Source organism: Rhizobium esperanzae, from assembly GCF_002204185.1.
Classification (GTDB): Bacteria; Pseudomonadota; Alphaproteobacteria; order Rhizobiales; family Rhizobiaceae; genus Rhizobium; species Rhizobium esperanzae.
In genome coordinates this window covers 53,331-72,063 of the sequence record NZ_MXPU01000023.1, presented here as the reverse complement: position 1 = coordinate 72,063, position 18,733 = coordinate 53,331, and the positions used below count along the sequence as shown (strand labels likewise).

20 protein-coding genes, 3 pseudogenes and 1 riboswitch are annotated in these 18,733 nt (G+C 61.8%); of the genes and pseudogenes, 7 read left to right on the top strand and 16 right to left on the bottom strand.

The annotated features are described in order from the left end of the window. Window positions 1–189 precede the first annotated feature (189 nt). Window positions 190–382: pseudogene (gene nifH / locus B5E41_RS32705) on the bottom strand (nitrogenase reductase); the annotation flags it as partial. Window positions 383–1,282: 900 nt separating this feature from the next. Here nifH and B5E41_RS26715 point away from each other — a divergent pair. Beyond that, window positions 1,283–1,618: a helix-turn-helix domain-containing protein gene (locus tag B5E41_RS26715; protein ID WP_007635986.1), complete on the top strand. Its 336-nt coding sequence runs from the start codon at window positions 1,283–1,285 to the stop codon at window positions 1,616–1,618. Next, window positions 1,611–2,858, top strand: coding sequence for a type II toxin-antitoxin system HipA family toxin (locus B5E41_RS26710; RefSeq protein ID WP_088396755.1), 1,248 nt, complete (start codon window positions 1,611–1,613; stop codon window positions 2,856–2,858). Before B5E41_RS26715 ends, B5E41_RS26710 begins: the two co-directional genes overlap by 8 nt. A gap of 194 nt (window positions 2,859–3,052) precedes the next feature. Here the strand turns inward: B5E41_RS26710 and B5E41_RS26705 are convergent, their stop codons facing one another. From B5E41_RS26705 to B5E41_RS26685, 5 genes and pseudogenes are all read right to left on the bottom strand, one after another. Beyond that, window positions 3,053–3,694 carry a thiamine phosphate synthase gene (locus B5E41_RS26705; RefSeq protein WP_088396754.1) on the bottom strand — a complete coding sequence of 214 codons (642 nt, stop codon included), beginning with the start codon at window positions 3,692–3,694 and terminating at the stop codon, window positions 3,053–3,055. Further along, complete coding sequence (locus B5E41_RS26700; protein ID WP_088396753.1) at window positions 3,691–4,464, bottom strand: thiazole synthase; 774 nt, start codon at window positions 4,462–4,464, stop codon at window positions 3,691–3,693. The genes B5E41_RS26705 and B5E41_RS26700 overlap by 4 nt, the downstream gene beginning before the upstream one ends. 1 nt (window position 4,465) lies before the next feature. After that, window positions 4,466–4,663: a sulfur carrier protein ThiS gene (gene thiS / locus B5E41_RS26695; protein ID WP_085780373.1), complete on the bottom strand. Its 198-nt coding sequence runs from the start codon at window positions 4,661–4,663 to the stop codon at window positions 4,466–4,468. Beyond that, entirely contained in the window at window positions 4,647–5,645 is a 999-nt protein-coding gene (thiO, locus tag B5E41_RS26690) for a glycine oxidase ThiO (RefSeq protein ID WP_176439496.1), read from the bottom strand. Before thiO ends, thiS begins: the two co-directional genes overlap by 17 nt. 2 nt (window positions 5,646–5,647) lie before the next feature. Then, window positions 5,648–5,860: pseudogene (locus tag B5E41_RS26685) on the bottom strand (phosphomethylpyrimidine synthase ThiC); the annotation flags it as partial. Window positions 5,861–6,111: 251 nt separating this feature from the next. Next, a riboswitch (TPP riboswitch) is annotated at window positions 6,112–6,242 on the bottom strand. 647 nt (window positions 6,243–6,889) lie between these two features. On the opposite strand from B5E41_RS26685, the pseudogene B5E41_RS32825 reads away from it, so the two are divergent. Next, window positions 6,890–7,225: pseudogene (locus B5E41_RS32825) on the top strand (DUF2726 domain-containing protein); the annotation flags it as partial. Window positions 7,226–7,369: 144 nt separating this feature from the next. Here B5E41_RS32825 and B5E41_RS26675 read toward each other — a convergent pair. Beyond that, the gene (locus B5E41_RS26675) at window positions 7,370–7,783 is read right to left on the bottom strand and encodes a hypothetical protein (RefSeq protein ID WP_088396750.1); all 414 of its coding nucleotides are present in this window, start codon (window positions 7,781–7,783) and stop codon (window positions 7,370–7,372) included. A gap of 9 nt (window positions 7,784–7,792) precedes the next feature. After that, the gene (locus B5E41_RS26670; protein WP_088396749.1) at window positions 7,793–8,341 is read right to left on the bottom strand and encodes a hypothetical protein; all 549 of its coding nucleotides are present in this window, start codon (window positions 8,339–8,341) and stop codon (window positions 7,793–7,795) included. Between the two features lie 255 nt (window positions 8,342–8,596). Between B5E41_RS26670 and B5E41_RS31915 the strand changes: the two genes are divergently transcribed. From B5E41_RS31915 to B5E41_RS26655, 4 genes are all read left to right on the top strand, one after another. After that, the gene (locus tag B5E41_RS31915) at window positions 8,597–8,764 is read left to right on the top strand and encodes a hypothetical protein (protein WP_007636000.1); all 168 of its coding nucleotides are present in this window, start codon (window positions 8,597–8,599) and stop codon (window positions 8,762–8,764) included. An 88-nt stretch (window positions 8,765–8,852) separates the two neighbouring features. Beyond that, complete coding sequence (locus tag B5E41_RS26665; protein ID WP_088396748.1) at window positions 8,853–9,821, top strand: SctD/MshK family protein; 969 nt, start codon at window positions 8,853–8,855, stop codon at window positions 9,819–9,821. 23 nt (window positions 9,822–9,844) lie between these two features. Then, complete coding sequence (locus tag B5E41_RS26660; protein ID WP_088396747.1) at window positions 9,845–11,779, top strand: flagellar biosynthesis protein FlhA; 1,935 nt, start codon at window positions 9,845–9,847, stop codon at window positions 11,777–11,779. A gap of 213 nt (window positions 11,780–11,992) precedes the next feature. Further along, on the top strand, window positions 11,993–12,568 hold the full coding sequence (locus tag B5E41_RS26655) for a pectate lyase (protein WP_245303157.1): 576 nt from the start codon (window positions 11,993–11,995) through the stop codon (window positions 12,566–12,568). Between the two features lie 60 nt (window positions 12,569–12,628). Here the strand turns inward: B5E41_RS26655 and B5E41_RS26650 are convergent, their stop codons facing one another. The 8 genes from B5E41_RS26650 to B5E41_RS26615 are packed head-to-tail and all read right to left on the bottom strand — an operon-like array spanning window position 12,629 to window position 18,732. Beyond that, on the bottom strand, window positions 12,629–13,426 hold the full coding sequence (locus B5E41_RS26650; RefSeq protein ID WP_088396746.1) for an EscU/YscU/HrcU family type III secretion system export apparatus switch protein: 798 nt from the start codon (window positions 13,424–13,426) through the stop codon (window positions 12,629–12,631). Next, complete coding sequence (locus B5E41_RS26645; protein ID WP_088396745.1) at window positions 13,413–14,222, bottom strand: EscT/YscT/HrcT family type III secretion system export apparatus protein; 810 nt, start codon at window positions 14,220–14,222, stop codon at window positions 13,413–13,415. The genes B5E41_RS26650 and B5E41_RS26645 overlap by 14 nt, the downstream gene beginning before the upstream one ends. Window positions 14,223–14,232: 10 nt before the next feature. Next, window positions 14,233–14,502, bottom strand: coding sequence for a flagellar biosynthetic protein FliQ (locus tag B5E41_RS26640; RefSeq protein WP_088396744.1), 270 nt, complete (start codon window positions 14,500–14,502; stop codon window positions 14,233–14,235). Between the two features lie 59 nt (window positions 14,503–14,561). Continuing rightward, the gene (sctR, locus tag B5E41_RS26635; protein WP_088396743.1) at window positions 14,562–15,215 is read right to left on the bottom strand and encodes a type III secretion system export apparatus subunit SctR; all 654 of its coding nucleotides are present in this window, start codon (window positions 15,213–15,215) and stop codon (window positions 14,562–14,564) included. Then, on the bottom strand, window positions 15,215–16,234 hold the full coding sequence (locus B5E41_RS26630; RefSeq protein ID WP_088396742.1) for a FliM/FliN family flagellar motor switch protein: 1,020 nt from the start codon (window positions 16,232–16,234) through the stop codon (window positions 15,215–15,217). The genes sctR and B5E41_RS26630 overlap by 1 nt, the downstream gene beginning before the upstream one ends. Continuing rightward, window positions 16,231–17,550 carry a FliI/YscN family ATPase gene (locus tag B5E41_RS26625; protein WP_088396741.1) on the bottom strand — a complete coding sequence of 440 codons (1,320 nt, stop codon included), beginning with the start codon at window positions 17,548–17,550 and terminating at the stop codon, window positions 16,231–16,233. Before B5E41_RS26625 ends, B5E41_RS26630 begins: the two co-directional genes overlap by 4 nt. Beyond that, the gene (gene sctL / locus B5E41_RS26620) at window positions 17,543–18,106 is read right to left on the bottom strand and encodes a type III secretion system stator protein SctL (RefSeq protein WP_088396740.1); all 564 of its coding nucleotides are present in this window, start codon (window positions 18,104–18,106) and stop codon (window positions 17,543–17,545) included. The genes B5E41_RS26625 and sctL overlap by 8 nt, the downstream gene beginning before the upstream one ends. Beyond that, entirely contained in the window at window positions 18,103–18,732 is a 630-nt protein-coding gene (locus tag B5E41_RS26615; RefSeq protein WP_088396739.1) for a hypothetical protein, read from the bottom strand. The genes sctL and B5E41_RS26615 overlap by 4 nt, the downstream gene beginning before the upstream one ends. Window position 18,733: the final 1 nt, after the last annotated feature.

The window sequence follows — 18,733 nt, the reverse complement described above, 5'->3', positions numbered from 1 at the left end:
CCTTCCTTAAAATGGTGCGACAAATGGGACCTGTGGCGAAACGCAACTTGGCCCGGACGAAAGACATGGCCCCCTCGAAACCGGGCGGCCGCAACAACACCGGCAAGCGGCTGGCATGCGCCGACGGGGTTGACGAAAAGCGCTTCACAAGCGAGATTTCCGTCTCGATATTTCAGTGGCGGTATGTTTCTCCGCGAACTCCAGATCCTCAACCGGACCTATTCGCCGCCAGTTGTAACACCGTGTCCTGGGCTTTCGGATTTAGAATTAGGCGGGTTGAACCAGCTTCTCGAGGTCGACAAGGGCAGTGGGCGTATTTTGAGAGGCCGTGAACTTGCCGATACCCCTTTCCGTAGAGTGCGAACTGACGCAGACCTGCCATGTATTTCCCTTTCAAGATTCAAAAGACTTCGACCGTACGCGACACGTTCCACCACGGGGATTGCTCGCCGCTTAGTTCTAGGAGTTCAAGACTCATGGCAGTCTCCTCCGGTGAGGTTCGGAACACGGAATCTGTAATATTTTCCGCTTCTTAGCTAGCCTATGAAGGATTAATCGAGGACAGCATTGTTGTGAACCGGACAAGATGCGGTGGGGATCGTAACGGAGATGTAACATTGAAGGAATGGCATACCGGTGCAGCGGCGGAAGCCTATCTCTCCGGCCACGTCAGCAACCAAATGCCGCTTAGGCGCAATGTCCGGGCGCTTGCGAGGTGCAGCCGGCCGATCTTCGCTGCTTGGCGATTAAACGGCGCGTCCCAGTGCTCCCTGGATCCCGGCTTTAGACATGATCTCCTTCGTGCGTGAGACGATGGGCTCCGAAACCCGCATGCATCACTGGCCGAAGCTCCCCTCCGCAGCGGCCGTCATGGAGCAGCGCCCGCTCGGCATGACCGCTGAGGCGATTTTCGTTGTTCCCGGTCATTTGCTTTGCACAGCCCGGAAGAGCGTTTTTGATACCTTATGCGAACGTTCGTAACTTTATCAGGGACAAGGGGGACCTGGCGGCAAGCGGGACGCCGAACGATATCGACTCCACCATCTTTGACGTTGCCAAAGATACGGTTCACTTTCCGCTTGCTTGCTTGCTTGCTTGCTTGCTTGCTTGCTGATGAAGTTTAGGGTGAGAATTGGACACCGCTAGTTATTCGCAGGATTGCTCGGCAAACGAACCAGACGGGGTGGCGCTCGACGAACGGCTTTTCTACCTGACCATCCCTCTGGCAAAATTGTCATCTTCGTGCTACATATTAGGCCTATCTGCAGTGCGAAGGTGACAAATGCCTACACCTCATAACCCTCCGGCCGCTGTGCGGCGCGCGCTGCGCAAACTGGGCGCAGACATCCACGACGCACGTCGACGTCGCCGCCTGCCTATGGCGGTAGTAGCCGAACGTGCCTTCACCTCACGCTCAACGCTTCAAAAGATCGAGGCCGGCGACACCAATGTCAGCATCGGCATCTATGCAGGCGTCCTCCAGGCACTCGGCCTGCTAGTTGGGCTGAGCCAAGTCGCCGACATCAGTAACGACAGCGTCGGCCAATCTTTGGCCAGTGCGGAGTTGCCCAAGCACGCTCACCCAAAGCGATCGCCGGGATCGTCACGCGATGGCTGATTTTGAAGTTCATCTCGACCTTCACGGTCACACCCGTCCGATCGGACTGGCGCGAAGCAATCGCGTCCGTGGTGCCGAAACGATCGTGTTTGAGTATGACCGTGCCTGGCTAGAGGACCCCGGCCGCTTCTCGCTGGAGCCCGCTCTAGCTCTGAGCCGGGGAGCGTTCGCCCCACCCGCCGGCCTCGCAAACTTTGGCTCTATTGGTGACTCGGCACCCGATACATGGGGCCGACGCCTCATGCAACGCTCGGAAAGGCGCATGGCTGAGCGCGATGGCCGGGCCGTTCGCACGCTGGCCGAAAGCGACTATCTGCTTGGGGTCGCCGACGAGACACGGCTCGGCGCGCTCCGGTTCCGCCGGGTTGGCGACGAGGAATTCCAGGCGCCGATCCGTGCCGGCGTTCCCGCCCTCATCGAGCTCGGCCGCCTACTGCAGATCACCGAACGTATTCTGCGCGATGAGGAAACCGACGAAGACCTCCAACTTATCTTCGCGCCTGGCTCCTCGCTTGGTGGAGCGCGTCCGAAGGCTTCTGTTATCGATCAACATGGCCATCTCTCGATCGCCAAGTTTCCTAAGGAAACCGACGACTACAGCATGGAGACATGGGAAGAGGTCGCTCTGCAACTGGCTGAACAAGCCGGCATTGTCACGCCCCTCCACGAGCTCATCGACGTCGCCGGCAAGAAGGTCATGCTCTCGCGTCGCTTCGACCGTGATGGTGCTGTCCGGATCCCCTTCCTGTCCGCGATGGCGATGATGGGCGCAAAGGACGGCGAGCGTGGAAGCTATCCGGAGATCGTAGACGCCTTGGCCGAACACGGCGCGCAGGGAAAGACCGATGCGCACGCGCTTTATCGCCGCGTCGCCTTCAATGTGCTGATTTCCAACGTCGATGACCACCTGAGAAATCACGGCTTTCTGTGGCTCGGCAAAGCCGGCTGGTCGTTGTCCCCTGCCTATGACCTCAATCCAGTGCCTACTGACGTCAAGGCGCGCGTCCTGACGACCAACATAGATCTTGATGAGGGCACCTGCTCCCTTGATCTGCTGGAAGAAACTGCCGGGTTCTTCGCCCTCACGCTCGCCCAGGCTCGCGCGATCATTAAGGAAGTCGCGACCTCCACAGCAAGGTGGCGCGAGACCGCAAAGGCGGTCGGTGCGCGGTCAGCCGAGATCAACCGTATGGCCAGTGCGTTCGAGCACGATGATTTGCAGCGAGCGCTAACTCTATGAAGAGAGCCTTACTTCAAAGTTTCGACCCGCCCTCGGCCAGCCCGATCACTGAACCACTGCGGCATCGTTGCGTTGCAAAGATCGGATGTTCGATAGTAACCTTCCGATGGTGCCTCAGTCAGCGTCTGAACCAGCGAGCGGTGGTCGCGAGCCCCTGACGCATCCGCCTTTTGGTCCTCTTTATTGTTGCCTTTTCATTGTAGAGAGCCCAGGTGCGGCCTCTCAGTCACGGACCGCCAAGGCGCGGTCGCGGCCAGCCACTGTCGTGTGCAGGCCTCGGGATCCGGGTTGCGGGTGATATCGGTGACCACGGCAGCGCTATCGGCGCCGTTTTCCAGTACCAGCGGCGCGCGCTCGGCGGTGATCCCGCCGATGGCAACGAGCGGCATCGGCCCGACACGCCGCCGCCAGTTCGCAATGCGTTCGACGCCTTGTGGCGTCCATCTCATCTCTTTGAGCACCGTGGGCCAGACCGGTCCGAATGCCACGTAATCCGGACGGGCGGCTAGCGCCGTCTCTAGTTCCGCTATGTCGTGCGTGGAAAGGCCGAGCTTCAGGCCGGCGCGGCGAATGGCAGCCAGATCGGCAGCCATCAGGTCCTCCTGCCCGAGATGAATGAAATCGCAGCCCTCATCGATCGCCAGCTTCCAGTAGTCGTTGATGATCAATTGGCAGGCCGCTGCGGCACAGGCGGCCTTCGAACGCCGGATCTCCTGGCGAAGCACTGGCTCCGAACGGTCCTTGATGCGCAACTGGACGAGTTTGACGCCGAGCGGCACCAGACGCTCGATCCATTCGGCGCTGTCGACGATAAGATAGAAGGGGTCGAGCTTCATGAGAAGACGGCCTTTCCGATGACGGGAGTAGAAGGAACGGCCATGTCGCGCGGCTCCAGCGGCACGGCGCCATACGCGAGACGGCCGGCATCGATGGCAAGCGCGAAGGCCTCAGCCATGGCGGCGGGATCACCAGCGCCGGCAACGGCGGTGTTGAGAAGTACGGCATCATAGCCGTATTCCATGACAGCGGCGGCGTGAGACGGGCGGCCGACGCCGGCATCGACGATGAGCGGCACATCCGGAAAATGTGCTCGGAATGCCCGTAGCGCCATCGGGGTCACCGGTCCCATCGCGGAGCCGATCGGCGCACACCAAGGCATCAGAACGCGGCAACCGGCATCTAGCAGCTTTTCGGCGACCACAAGATCGTCGGTCGTATAGGGGAAGACCTGAAAGCCCTCGCCCGACAGGATGCGGGCCGCCTCGACAAGTCCGAATACGTCGGGCTGCAGCGTATCGTGATGACCGATCACCTCGAGCTTGATCCAGTCGGTGCGGAAGACGTCGCGCGCCATCTTTGCCGTCAGCACCGCCTCCTGTACGCTGTGGCATCCGGCCGTATTCGGCAACACGCGCACGCCAAGCTCGCGAATCAGCTCGAAGAAGGCGCCGCCCGCCTTGCCGCCGGCGGCCTCGCGCCGCAGCGAGACGGTGACGATCTCCGTCTTCGAGCGTCTCACGGCTTCTGCAAGGACGGCGGGAGACGGATAGCGTGCGGTGCCAAGCAGCAGCCTTGAGCCGACCTCAACATCGTAAAGTTTCAGCATCTCAGCCTCCTTGCATGGGTGAGAGAATTTCAATGCGGTCGCCTTCGCCGAGCCTGAAATCGGCGCGGTCCTCGCGGTGCACCAGTTCACCGTTCACCGCAGTTGCGATCCAGCCGCCTTCGTAGTCCAACGCGAGAAGCAGATCTGCGAGCGTCGCGGCGGCGACCTCCTGTTCCTCGCCATTAATGATGAAGGTCATGAGGCCCTCCTTCCGGTTGTCCCTGTTCTGTAAGAAGACGCCGCGCCACCTCGCCGGCCATCGCCGGCGCCAGCAGAAAGCCGTGGCGATAGAGGCCGTTGACATGGAGGGTGGATCCCTCCTGTGTCACACGCGGCAGATTGTCGGGATAAGCGGGGCGCACGCCTGCGCCGATTTCCGTGACCCGTGCCTCGCCAAAGGCGGGATGCATCGCATAGGCGGCGTTCAGCAACTCCATCAGCGAACGCGCGGTAACCGGGCCGGCATCGTCGCTTTCGATCATCGTCGCGCCGACCATGAAGCGGTTTTTCTCGCGCGGCACGATGTAGATCGGGTGGCGCGGATGCAGCAGGCGGACGGGGCGGGAGAGACTGACCTCGCGCGTTTCGACGCAGAGCATCTCGCCTCGAACACCACGCAATTCGGGCAGTTGGCCAATCTGGGCGGCACCGGTGCAGTCGATCACCCGGTCATAATGGGCAACGTTCGCATTGCCCGTGACGCCGAACACGAGAAGCACGCGGGCGTTCTCCAGTCCTGCCGCAAGTCCCGAGAGCGCCTGCCGTGGATCGAGGTGCGCTTCCTGCCGGAAGAACAACGCCCTGCGGAAGCGGCCGGCGAGATCAGGCTCCAGAGCTGCGATCGCCGCCTCGTCCAGCCATTCCCATCCGCTTGTGCGGCGGGAAAAGCGGTCCAGCTCGGCGGTATCTCGCCCACCCGCGACCACCAGCGTTCCTCGGCGTTTGACGTGGCCGGGCAATGCTGCCTCCCACCAATCGGCGGCATTACGACCGAGCGTCAGCACCGGTTCCTCCGCACTTTCCCGTTCGCACCACGGGGCGAGCATGCCGCCGGCAAGGCCGGAGGCGCCGCCCCCGACCTTGTCGGCCAGCTCCGTAAGGGTGACACGGAAGCCTTGGCGATAAAGCTGCCAGGCCACGGTGAGGCCGGCAACGCCGGCCCCCTTGACAAGAACGCGCATGGTCATCCTCCAATCGGTATTTTAGCGGCCTCTACGACCGACATGTAAAGATCGCCGCCCTGTCGGTATTTCGCCGCCATCGCGTCCAGCCCCTCCTTCTGCGCCTCGGCGCGGATGTTGTGCGATATGCGCATCGAGCAGAAATGCGCCACCCTGTGCGCTTCCTTCGGCAAGGTCTCGTCACGGTAGCTGCGGGCGGTGTCGGGATGGGAGGAATCATAGACGACGAAAGGCGGCTCGCCGGCGGTCGGATGGACGCTGATTCCGCGCATCGGCACGCGGATATGACTGTGGATAACTCCCGGTATGGATCTTCCGCGACACTGGCAGCGGGCCGGTGGTGACGGTTGGGATGAAGTTTTTTGCGGCAATGTCATAGTTTGAGGCTCCAAATTGAAAGTTGGAGACCCAGTCAGCCGGAATGATGAAAAGACGCCGGCATGGATTCCACGCGTGAATCCGAAGCCTTGGAGCGCTTGCACCGTCCCTACGCCAGTATGAACTGGATCAGGTTCAACGGGTCACTGCGCCACAACAAGCAACACCTTATTGTTCAGCAGTATCTCAGCCCCTTGCCGGGCCCCCCTGGTGAATGCCGCCATGAAAGACCGGAGCTGCCCTTCTGTCAAGCAAGGCCTAATGCATATTTTTCTTGCTCGTCAAGCATGACGGCTTCCCGTCTAAAATCGCCGTTGAAACCGGAAGTCTCCGTGCCTCCGCTAATTGCATTTCACAAGCGCGATATGCGCGCCGCAATAGGAACCTAACTGGCGGATATTCGCCACCTCCACCGAGGCGAGAAATGCCGGGCCCGCCCCTTCCTTAAGACAGGTTCCTTCGGCCCGCGAAGGTGCTTTTAGCTTTGTCGATTGCGCAGGCTCTCAGTGCGCGAGCGCTTCCGCCACCCGAATCCCACCGGCTGGATCCGAATCGACCCCACAAGCAGCGCGATCACGCCGTCCCCGACGATCCATTATGCGATCTTCCTCGTCCAAAACGTGAGCTCCATAGCAACAAGCCGGAGCGCTGGCCTCGAAATCGCGCCGTGCCACGACGTAGGAACGTCCTGAGCGGAAGCGGATGTCGACTGTCCTCTAGAGCCAATATCGGTTTCTCGGGGGAAGCTTCATGCGGTCGAGACCTCATTTTTTTGGATATGGTACGCGCGTTGTACTATCGCGGCGGGAAATCCGGAGAGGGGCATGCAATATGGCCAAAGGTTGGTGCTGTGAGCAGCACCTCGGCTGATCATCGGGGCTGCCGCAGTAGGCGCTTCGGGCGGTATAGCCATTGCAGACTTCGAAATTCCTGAACTGCTAATCGCCGCGCTGTTTGAGGGCGTTATCATTGGCATGGCCGTTGAGCAGTTCCTAGCTACGATGAGCAAACAGGCTTGGCGGGAGAAAAACAGATGGCGGTCGGAGGAAACGCGCTGGAATGAGCGTGCCGTACTCGGACCCTGGCTTAAGACACCAGCTGCGGAGCCATTACGGCCGGTCGACGCCGCGGATCAACTCCGTATCGTGATGCGCTCGAAGTTCACCATCCAGCCATTGCTGAACAAGAGGGGAGCCCGGGTAGGTTTCGCATTCGTAACGTGAGCACTAATTTCAAGCTGAGGCTGAACATCAATGATCAAGCGATGACGCGGAACGTTGCATCAGGACAGCGGTTACGCTGGTTCGCTGCCAAGGCGGTTGGTTCATCTGCTGGTTCTTAGCTCTCTACCGGTCGACTTTCTCCGCTGCTTCAAGCGAAAATTCGGCGCGCAATACCGCCTTCAGTGCTCGCGAAAAATCGGCGGCGGCTTGTTCTGCCCGCTCTTGCGCGGCGCACCGGGCGTCTTTGCGCTGCGCAAGCGATCGGCCGGCATCGGCTTCATGGCTGCGCAATACGGATTGTCGCATCAACGCGTCCTGAAGCTTGGCGGCGGAGATAACGCCGCTCTTGCGCAATTCGTCGACGATAGGATTGCCTGCGGCCCGGCTTGCTGCGATGTCGAGCGCTTCGGAGGCTTTCGCTTCCCGCTCCCGCGCGTTTTCGGCGTCCGCCCGCGCCTCGGAGAGGCTGCGGGAAAGATTGTCCGCCCGCAGGCTGCGGATCTCCAGTAACTGCCTGAGAGACTTCAGCGCCTTCATATCAGCCGCTCAGGCACCGTTGTTCGTCGTCAGGATTTCCAGCTGGCCGCCCTTGATGACCTTGATGCTGTCGGCTTCCTGCCGGCTCAGCACGTCTTCGACGGCCTTGGTGAAGACGGCGGGGCCGCGCACCAGCACCAAGCCGCTGGCGGGATCTTCACGCAGTGCATCGTCCGGCAGTAGCGGGAACAGCGCGCGAATGGCGTTTTGCTCGGTCTTCCAGCTGCGGTCGCCGCGATCGAGGACAACGGTGGAGACCTCCTGCTTAGGCGCGATGATGATGCGGCTGCCGTCATAGGCGACGAAGAGATTGCTGGCATCGCCAAGCTTGACGAAGGCCTTGGCTCCGCTTTCTCGGACGGACCAGTGCTCGACCTTGCCGCTCAGCGTCCCGACTGTCGTGACCGGGATGCCAGACATGAAGGACAGCGTCTGGACGACATCGCCAAGCGGCAGGGAGACGACATCCAGGCGCACCTCCCGCTCGCCGGCGCCGGCTGATGGAGGAAAGGAGACCAGCAGTCCGATAGCGGCCATGTAAACAAAACGCGCAAACATCTGAGTTTACCTCACGATCCGGATGCCGCCCGACAACTAATGAACGAAGGAAATCAGGGGGCTGCGAAATCCAGTCTGTTATTAATTATCTGATCTACTGTTGCAGATGATCGGTCCGCTGGGAACAGGACGGATATCCATTTCGCGCAATTGTTGTACATATCGCGAATTAATAACTTTTTAACATAAGCTATTGAATTCGATCCGGAATTCTGCAAGGTTTTGGCCGCCAAAACCATGCAAGGAGTTCAAGACATGGCTACCAGCACTAGTACTTCGACACTCGATGCGGGTATCGGCTCGGCGATTTCCGCCTTCAAGTCGGCCCAGAACGAAGCGACCGCGCAGAGCCTGCAGGTTGCAACTGAAATCACCAAGATCAACGGCGTCGCAAACGCCATCAAGAAGATCGGCCCAGGCTGATTGAAACAATGGCGCGACGGGTTCGCCCGTCTCGCTTCCCCGCTCTCGAAGACAATAAAAGCCGCTCGACGGACGGTTCGGGAACAAGATGGCTATGAATCTAGATCCCTCTTCGCCGACATTCAGAGGTAACGCCGGCAACGCTGCGTCAGGCCGCGGCGGACCGGTCTTGCGTATCACGCGCGCCGGGCGCAGCTCCATTCTGCCGTTGACGGCGGAGCGGCAGGTTGTCGGCGGCAGCGCCGATTGCGACCTGATCATCCTCGGCGCCAAACCGGAACCCGCCTTTGCCATCAGTCTGCAGCGCTCCCGCGGCTCCGACGCGGTGTCGTTGACCGCGCTGCGGGATGACGTGGTGATCGATGGTCATTCCATCCCGCGTGATCGAACGATGAGCCTTACAACGAGACAGAGCATCTCCTTCGACGGCACGGCCTGCGAACTCGAAGGTCTCGGCGCCGGGCGCGGGCGGTTCGCGCGACGCCGGATTGCGGCTGCCGGCCTTCTCGGGCTCGCGGCGATGCTTTTGCTGGTCGGCCTTTACAACAGCGACGCGCCGGCTCACGAAGGCCCGGCCGTCAGGGTTTCCGCCGCACCCGAACCGGCGCCGTCATCGGCGGCGATCGCTGCCGAAATCCGCCAGGCCATTCGCATGGCTCAGCTTCCCCAAGATCTGAGCATCGTCGCCACCGCCGACGAAATTCGCATCGGCGAAGGATCGCGGCCTCTCGGCCTGCCCGACAAGACCAAGCTGCGCAGCATCATCGCCTCGATGAGCCGGCGCGGTTCCGTTTCCATCGTCGATCTCACCGCCTTCTCTTCCGGTCTCGACGGCTTCGTCGCCGCCGCCGGCTATACGCCAGTCAGGTTCATCATCGGCTCCGACGGCCGCCGATACGAGGAAGGCGATGTCGTTTCGAGCGGCTGGCGGATCAAGGAGATCGGCAAAGACCAGATGATCGTTTCCCGTGACAGTGAGGACGATACGGTCAATTTCGCCTCCGCCGGCAGTGCCGAGCCGAAGCTCGCCGAAATTTCCAGCAGCGAACAAGAATAGGCGATGGCGTCGGAAGCCGGATCATGAAGGTAAGGTCATCCGCCATCGCCATGCTTGCGCAGCGAACCGATATGCTGCTTGCGGTGTTTTTCGCCTCCGTCGTGACGATGATGGTGCTGCCGCTTCCGACAATCGTTCTGGACGTGCTGATCGCCTTCAATCTCTCCTTCGCTTTCGTGGTGCTGATCACCACGACCTATCTGAAGAGCGTGCTTGAAATCTCGACCTTTCCCGCGGTCATTCTGATCGGCACGCTGTTCCGCTTGGCCTTGACGATTTCCTCGACGCGGCTCGTGCTGGCGGATGCCGATGCCGGCGAGATCATCATGGCCTTCGGCGATTTCGTCGTTGCGGGAAATGTCGTCGTCGGCCTGATCATTTTTCTGATCGTGGCGCTGGTGCAGTTCATCGTGGTGACGAAGGGCGCCGAGCGTATCGCCGAGGTCGGCGCGCGTTTCACGCTCGATGCTATGCCGGGCAAGCAGCTCGCCATCGACAGCGACCTGCGCAACGGCCATATCACCACGGAAGCTGCGCAAAAGCGCCGGTCGCGTCTCGAACAGGAGAGCCAGTTCTTCGGCGCGATGGACGGCGCCATGCGCTTCGTCAAGGGCGATGCGGTCGCAGGATTGGTGATCGTCGCCGTCAATCTCATAGGCGGCCTGGCGATCGGTATCTTCCAGAAGGGGCTGAGCTTCGCCGAGGCTGCCCATCTCTATACGCTGCTGTCGATCGGCGACGGTCTGGTGTCGCAGATTCCGTCGATTCTGATGGCAGTCTCGGCCGGTATCGTCGTGACCCGCGTGTCCGATGACGGCAACGGCAGTCTCGGCAGCGATATCGGCCGCGAACTCTTCCGGGAGCCCCGCGCATTGACGATTGCGGCGGCGCTGACGATCTGCGCGGGCTTCGTCCCGGGATTTCCGACGAGCGTGCTCGCCGCGATCGGCCTGTGTCTGGCGGGCCTAGCCTTCATGATTCATCGCCGGCGCGGGGGCCCTGCCGCGGCCGGATCGGCGAATGCCGTGGAAAGCGCCAATTCCTATCCGCTCGACAGGGCGAAATATGGCGATCCCGTCATCGCCACCGGCGCGGTGGAAACGCTGGCGCGGCTTGAGGCGATGCGGCTCGGCGAAATGCTGGACGCGCGGATTCGCCTGGCGGCGCGCGCCGTCGGCGTCTCCGTGACGGTGCCGACGTTCAACGCCGATCCCCGCATGGCCGAGGATCTGATCCATCTTCAGGTCGAAAATGTGCCCGCCGGCCTCGTCAACTGCGGTCCTGAACGGACGGCCGAACAGATTGCCGACGACATCGTGCGCATCGTCCGCCGCCATATCGGCGCCCTGTTCAGCGTCGACGACGCGGCACAATGGCTGGGGAGCCTCGAACCGCGTCTCGGCAAACTGGCGATCGACGTCGCCACCCAGGTGCCGCTGATGCTGACGGTCGCGGTCGTCAGGCGCCTGCTGGATTCCGGCGTGACGCTTTCCCAGCCGCGCGGACTGCTGGAAGTGATGCTGCACGCCGGCACCGATCACGCGCCGGATGCCGTGGCCGAAATGGCGCGCGCCGCGCTGGTCAAGCAGATCGCCTTCGGGCTTCTCGACCGGCGCGGATTGCTGCCGGCGCTGGTGCTTCCGGCCGAATGGGACCACTTCATCCGGTCCTATGATGCCGCTGGAGCGACCGAGAAGATCGAGATAGCCGAAAGACTGCGCCTGCTGGCCGAAAAAGCCAGGCAGGCTCTCGAGGACACCAACGAGCGGGGTTACGATCCCGTCATCATCGTGCCGGGCGAATGGCGCCTGCTCACCCAGACGCTGATGATCCACCACAACTGCCGCATTCCGGTGCTGGCGGCGGCGGAGATCGACAGGGATATAACGATCGAAACCGTCGGAGAGATCGGGCAAATCCGGAACGCTGCCGGCTCCAAACAGAGGCCAGGCTCATAGAGCAGGTGAAGTAGACGAGACCAACTGGGGTGAATGCAATGTGTGGCGTAGATGGACAAAGGCCCATAGACTTCGACAGAACGTCCCGTTTCGACCTTGAGTCCGGTTGCCTTGGCGGCAGCAATAGGGCCGACACGGATTTCACCGCCATCCGAACCCGCAAGGTTTCGCCCTTCGAAGATTTCTCCGGCAACCCGCCGATGCTGACTTCCTATGTGCCGGAATTCGCGGGAAACGTCGGAAAACGGCACTGAGTCCGACCCCAAGGATGTGCTGCGCAAGCACATCAACTGGCAGTCAGACTCCGACGAGAAACAGGCCACGACTTTGCAGACCACGACGGAAATGCCCGACCTCTCGAAAGAGGGCAGCGTCATCGTGGTCAATGAGCCGATCGTCGTGGATGGAGGCGTGTTCGACGGCAAGGGGGCGACCTATACGGCCTCGTCCAAGCTCGGCGATGGCGGCCAGTCCGAAACCCAATCGCCGCTGTTCATTTTCAAGAACGGCGCGACGCTCAAGAATGTCAATCTCGGCGAGAATGGCCCCGACGGCATTCACGTCTATGGCGGCCCGACGCTCGAAAACGTCAATTGGCAGAATGTCGGCGAGGATGCGCTGACGGTAAAAAGCGCCGGCGACGTCACCATCGATGGCGGGGCGTTCTCCAACGGCAGTAACGTCTTCCGCACCGACAGCTCGCTTGCCGGCGCGACGTTCCTGTCCGAGATCACGCTGGACGATGTGAAGAATTGTACGCGTGTGGGTGACAATCAATCGGGCGTTTGAGACGCCCGACGACTGGAACCGCAAATTGAGATCAAGCGGGCGCCTTAGGCTCCCGCTTTTTCATTGCCGGGCAGGCCCTTGCCTGCGCGGCGAGCTGCTACGCATTTCCGCGCCGATCTGCTGGCGCGCCGATTTCAGCTTCGGGTCCCCCTGAGTATCCTTGTATTCGCGCCGCGCCTCCGTCCTGGTCATCCGGTGTTCGTGCCTGAACAGCGCGCGCGAAATGCGAATATCGAAAAACGCCGCCGCCACCATGATGCCGGCGGCAATGACGAGGATCGAGCCGAGGAGATGGGCTGCCGCGGAGAGCGTGCATGCTTCTCTGCAAAGAGGCGACCAGAAGATGCTGTTGAGAAAATAGAGGATCGCACCGCCGCCGGCCGCCGCGAGCAGGACAAACTTGACGAGCCCCTTGACGAACTCAGCGATGCTCGCGAGCGAAAAAAGCCTCTTGATGCCCTCGAACGGATTGAGCCGGTTAAAATCGAAGCTCATATGTTTGAACGATACGGGAAACCCCTGCCCGTCGAGGATCGCGACCAGGATGGTTGCGGCAAGACCTATGGCAAGCGGCAGCCAGATGAGATCGAGCAGCGCCACGCCGGTTTCGCTCAAGCCGACAGTGACGGCGTCGGAGAGGTCGGCCCGCGCGGCGGACTGCAGGCCGGCATCGAAACTGCGGGTGAAATCCTCGAGGATATCAGGCAAGCCCCAGGTGACGTAGACGGCGATGGCAAGGACGGAAATCGCAACCGGGATTTCCTTCGAGCGGGGAACCTGGCCCTCGCGCCGAAGACGATCGAGCTTCACCCGGCTCGGCGGCAGGGTTTTTTCCTCGGTATCGTCATTTTTGGCCATCGGTCACCTCCAGCATGGCTTTGACCTCGTTGAATCCATCGATCCAGAGATCGTGGAAATAGCTGGAGATGAAGGCCGTGTAGATCACGAGGATGACCATGACCGCGAAGTTCTTGATGGCCGGCAGGCTGTCGTTCAGCGGGAATTGTTTGGACGAGCGGCCGACGAAGGCCAGCGATAATTCAAGCGCGCAGGTGACGATCATGAACGGGGCGGCGAGTAACCCGGCCGCTTTGAACAGCCGGCCGAAAACACCTGATATCATGTCGAGCGGATCGTCGGGGATAGTGGGCATGAGCTTGAAGAGCGGCCAGAGCTCGAAGGACTTATAGAAGATCGTGACCAGATCGATGATGCCGCCGGCACTGACGAAAATCACCAGGGCGATCGACATCATCAGCGAGCCGAGCGGCGCGGTTTCCAGCGCGTTGATCTGGTCGAAGAGATTGGCGGCATTGGCGCCGCGATAGACATCGGTCATATCGCCCGCCGCCTGGGCCGCCCAGAAGGGAATGCCGAGCCCCATGCCGATCAGCGCCCCGAAGCAAAGCTCCTTCATCGAAAGGGTGGCCAGATCGAACCAGGACGTATCTCCGAGAGCCAGCACCGAATAGGCGAAGGCGACGGAGGGCGCCGAAAGGCCGATTGCCAGGCCGAAACGCAGAATGCCGACGATGCTGAACAGCGAGAAGAGCGGGAAGATCAGCAGGATCCCGAGCGCACGCGCGGCGCCGAGCATCGCTGCGGCCGGTGCCGCGACCTCGATGCCGACGAGCGGAAGATGATCCGGCCCCATCCGCCTCGCCTCACTGAACCATGGTCGGGAAGTCGTTAAGGATATGAACGGAATGTTCGATCAGCAGCGTTGCCAGCACCCGGCCGAACAGCAGCAGGGTGATGGAGATCACGAAAATCTTGACGATCTGCGCGATGGTCTGCTCCTGGATCTGCGTTGCCGCCTGGAAAATGGCGATGATCAGCCCGAGAAGCGCGGCCAGGCCCAGAATGGGGCCGGCCAAGGCGAAGGTCGCCATGACGGACATGCCGATTTCGGCTGCGACCTGGTCTTCACTCATGACGGCAAGCCTTTCGCGTGGCAGGCACGCGAACCGGGGTTTTCGGGAAGGGGCGATGCTCACTGCGCATAGGACAGCACCAGACCTTCCAGCAATCGCCGCCAGCCATCGATCGAGACGAACAGCAGCAGCTTCAGCGGTGTCGACACCACGGTCGGGGACATCATCTGCATGCCGAGCGCCACCAGAATGGCGGAAACGGCAAAGTCGATCATCAGAAAGGGCAGATAGATCAGAAATCCGATTTCGAAGGCCCGCGTCAGTTCCGAAACGAGGAAGCTCGGCGTCAGCACGGTGATGTCATCGGAGGCAATGGGGGTTGCCGGCGCGTTTGCCCAGATCTTCTGCGACGCCTGCACGAAAAATTCGCGCACCTCGGCGTCGGAAAATTTCAGCATGAAATCCTTCAGCGGTGCCGCCACCTTGATCATGCCGTCCACCATGCCACTGACCGTGCCGAAATCGCCGCTATGGGCGAGCAGCAATTGCCAGCTGTTTTGCAGCACCGGGTTCATCACGAAGGCCGAGAGCACGATGGCAATCGCAAAGACCAGGAGATTCGGCGGCGTCTGTTGGATGCCGATCGCATTACGCACGATCAGCAGGACGACCGAAATCTTGGTGAAGGAGGTCGCGATCACGGCAATAACCGGCAGCATCGAGATCGCCGCCATCGCCACGAGGCTCTGGGCAAGAGGAAAGCTCTGTTCCATCAGTCGTGCAGCGCCGTGACGCGAACGGCGCTCAATCCATCCACGGAGATGATTTCGCCCCGTCCGATAACGCGGCCTTGGGCGATGATATCGACGGCGTCCGACAATGGCCTGTCGAGGTTGAACACATAACCCTCGCCGATCATTTCGAGTGTGCGCAGCGGCAACTCCAGCCGTCCTGCATCGAAGACCAGCTTGATCGGGATGCTGTCGACAGGCGACGGACGCGGCTCGCCCTGCAATTCCTGATCGACGGTTTCATTTGTCATGAAATGCCTCATTGGTCCGGTTGGCGTCGACAGGAGTGGTTCGGTGAGGACCGCGCCTTTGTCCGATCGCATGCAGGTTGCAAGGTAACGTTCACCCGTGATCGCGACCACGGTCTCCGGTGCCCCGCCATCGATGACGATGCCGTCCCCCAACCGCAGGGATTTGATTTCACTGACCGACAGCACGGCATAACCGCGCCGGATGCTGACCGCCGTCGTCAGGACATTGAGCGTGCGGCGCGGCAGGCGGCTTGCCCAGCCGACCAGGCCGGCAAGGGCGGTTTCATCGAAGCGGCCGCTCAAGGGCAGGCTCATGCCGTTCCAGCCGATGTCGAAGCCGAAATTGCAGCTGACATCCGGCTGCGTCTCGGCGTCGATCTGCAGCAGCGACAGGCTCATGCCGATCCTATTCTCGATTGCCTCGAAAGCCTCGGCGAACAGGTGTTCGACCACGGCCGCCTTTTCAGACGGCGACAGTTTTTCCCATAGGAGCAGCGGTTCCAGTCTTTCGGCCAGCAGCCGCAATGCGCCGGCCGACGCAATCAGCATCTGCTCACGTTTACCGACGTGGCAGAGAATGCCGACCGGATCGGTGGTCCGCGCGGCTGCGATATCGGGGGCCAGCGGGCGAACGGAAAGCGTCTGCTCCCGGACCGGAATTTGCCAGGCGGCGCGCATCATCGTGCCGGAACGGGAAAAGAAGTTCCCGGCCATCGATGCGTGGGGCCATGCGGGCGCGGCGACATTCATCGGACAAGCTCATCGAGGGCTTCGACGATCGCGCCGAACGGCTGCGGCTTGCCCTGGCCGTCAAACAGGAAGCGCTGGATGAGGCCGTGTTTGGCGACGGCCTCGTCGACAGCGGCATCGCGCCCCTGGCGATATTCGCCGACGCGGATAAGCAGTTCCACTTCGTCATAGAGGGCAAGCAGGGCGCGCAGCTTGTCGGCTGCCTGGCGATGGCTCTCGCTCACCACCGCGCTCATCGTCCGGCTTCGGCTGGCCAGAACATCGATCGCCGGAAAATTGCCCGCCCTGGCAATCTTGTCGGAGAGCACGATATGGCCGTCCAGCAGCGACCTGGTTTCTTCGGCAATCGGATCGTCCTGCTCTTCGCCTTCGACGAGGACCGTATAGAAAGCCGTCATCGTGCCGTTTGCGCTGTTGCCGGCGCGCTCGAAGATCTGCGGCAAGACGGCGAATACGGAAGGCGGAAAGCCGCGCCGCACCGGCGGTTCGCCGGCAGCAAGTCCGACTTCGCGCAAGGCGCGGGCCATGCGGGTGACGCTGTCGATGACGAGCAGCACATGTTTTCCCTGCTCGCGAAAATATTCGGCGATCGCCGTTGCTGTCATCACCGCCTTGAACCGCTCCAGCGCCGGGCGATCGGATGTGGCGACAACCAGCGCCACATTCGACGGAACGCCTTCCGGCATGTTGCCGGCAACGAATTCGCCGACCTCGCGTCCGCGTTCGCCCACCAGGGCGCAGACGATCACATCGGCCTTGCTGTTGGCGACGATCTGGGACACCAGCGTCGACTTGCCGGCGCCGGGCGCGCCGAAAATACCGATGCGTTGGCCCTGGCCGCAGGTCAGCAATCCGTCCAGGGCAGCAATTCCCGAGGTAAACGGCTGGCGGATGGGGCGGCGCGACAGAGGATCGACCGGCTGGCCATAGAGCGGCTGCAGGAAGCGCGCGTCCTCGCCGCCGGGATTGGCGGAGGGACGCAGGACATTACCGTGTGCGTCGACGATCGCGCCGATTAGGAAACTGCCGACAGAGACCGTCGGTTCCCGGCCGGTCGGGATGATTTCCGTGCGCTGGGAGATGCCGCGGGTTTCGCCGTGAAGCGAGAGAAGCGCCGTCTCGCCGTCGATGCCGACGACATCGGCAAGGCCGATGCGACCCCTGCCCGGCTCATGCAGTTCACAAAGCTCGCCGATCCTGACCGAGGGGATGAGCGCCCGCACCAGCAGGCCCGACACACTCTTTACGCGGCCGCTCTGCCGCCGCACGTCCGTTTGTTCGAGTGTCCGCTCCATCCGAAGCAACGCGTCAACCATGGACGAGGGCCTCGGTCACGGTGGCGAGCTGGTCTTTCAAGCCGATCTGGCTTCGTCCCGCCGACGTCTCCAGAATAATCTCGCCGGCAGACATCAGCGGATCCGTTTCGATGGTGATGCGATGATCGATGTCCGCAATTGCCCGGGCGATCATGGCGGCATTGTCGGGGGCGACATGCAGGACGATCTCCTGCGCCTCAGCGGTCTGGGATATGGCGTGGCGGACCAATCGCCTCGTGCGTTCGTCGGCCTCCATCGATCCGAGGATCAGTCCGACCGATTTCAGAACCACCGCCTCGACCCAGCTGTCGAGATTGGCAATTTCCCGTTCGGCTTTTCCGAGCGAGGCGGCAAGCCGTGCGGCGGCATCGCGAACGCCCTGTTCGAACCCGTCGCGATAGCCGTTTTGGGCGGCTTGCTCGCTGGCGGCTGCAAGTGTGGCCTGAGATTGGGCGGCGTCCCGTTGGGCAGCCTCCAGAATTTGCGCCGCCTCTGTGATCTGGCCGAAACTCTCCGCCGGAATGATGCGGTCGTGGCGTGCAAATCCCGAGCTCATCGTCCGGCGCCTTCCTTTAAGGCGGCGACCTCGTCGACGGCTGCCGCCGCCAGGGCGAGCGCCGGGCCCTTTAAGAGGGAAGCCGAGCCGTTTTCAGCCATGTCGCGCCAGCCCGCCGACCGCCAAGCCGCGGAGATCCGGTATTCGTCTGCCAGAAGTGCCAGCATCGACCAGCCATCGGCCTCGACGACCTGCCTTGCCTGCTCGCTCAACAGATCGAGCGGCGGCGTTGCCGCGGAAAGATTGATGTGGCCGAGAGCGAATGCGACCGCTTCCTCGCCGTAGGCGGCCCTGAGCCTCGTAAGGGTCGGGCGATCGACCGCGGGGCAGAAGGCTGCGAGATGATAGGCGAGGCCCGCCCGGAGCGCGGCCGTTGCGCGTCCGTCCGTGGCCATGGAAGTCAGGCGGCGGGCGCCGTCGGCAAACGTGGCGGGATCGCCATGGGCTTCCGCTATCTCAGTGAAAAGCCGCCGATGCAGCCGCGGCGACAGGGTGGATCCGTCGGCAAGGAGCGGCGCGATCCCATCCCATCGGGCGGCCGTCAGCATATCCGCGGAAAGCAGCGCTGCCTTGCGGATCCTCGCCGCATTCGAGATCGCCTCGCCGTCCGCACGCGGCGTGCGCATG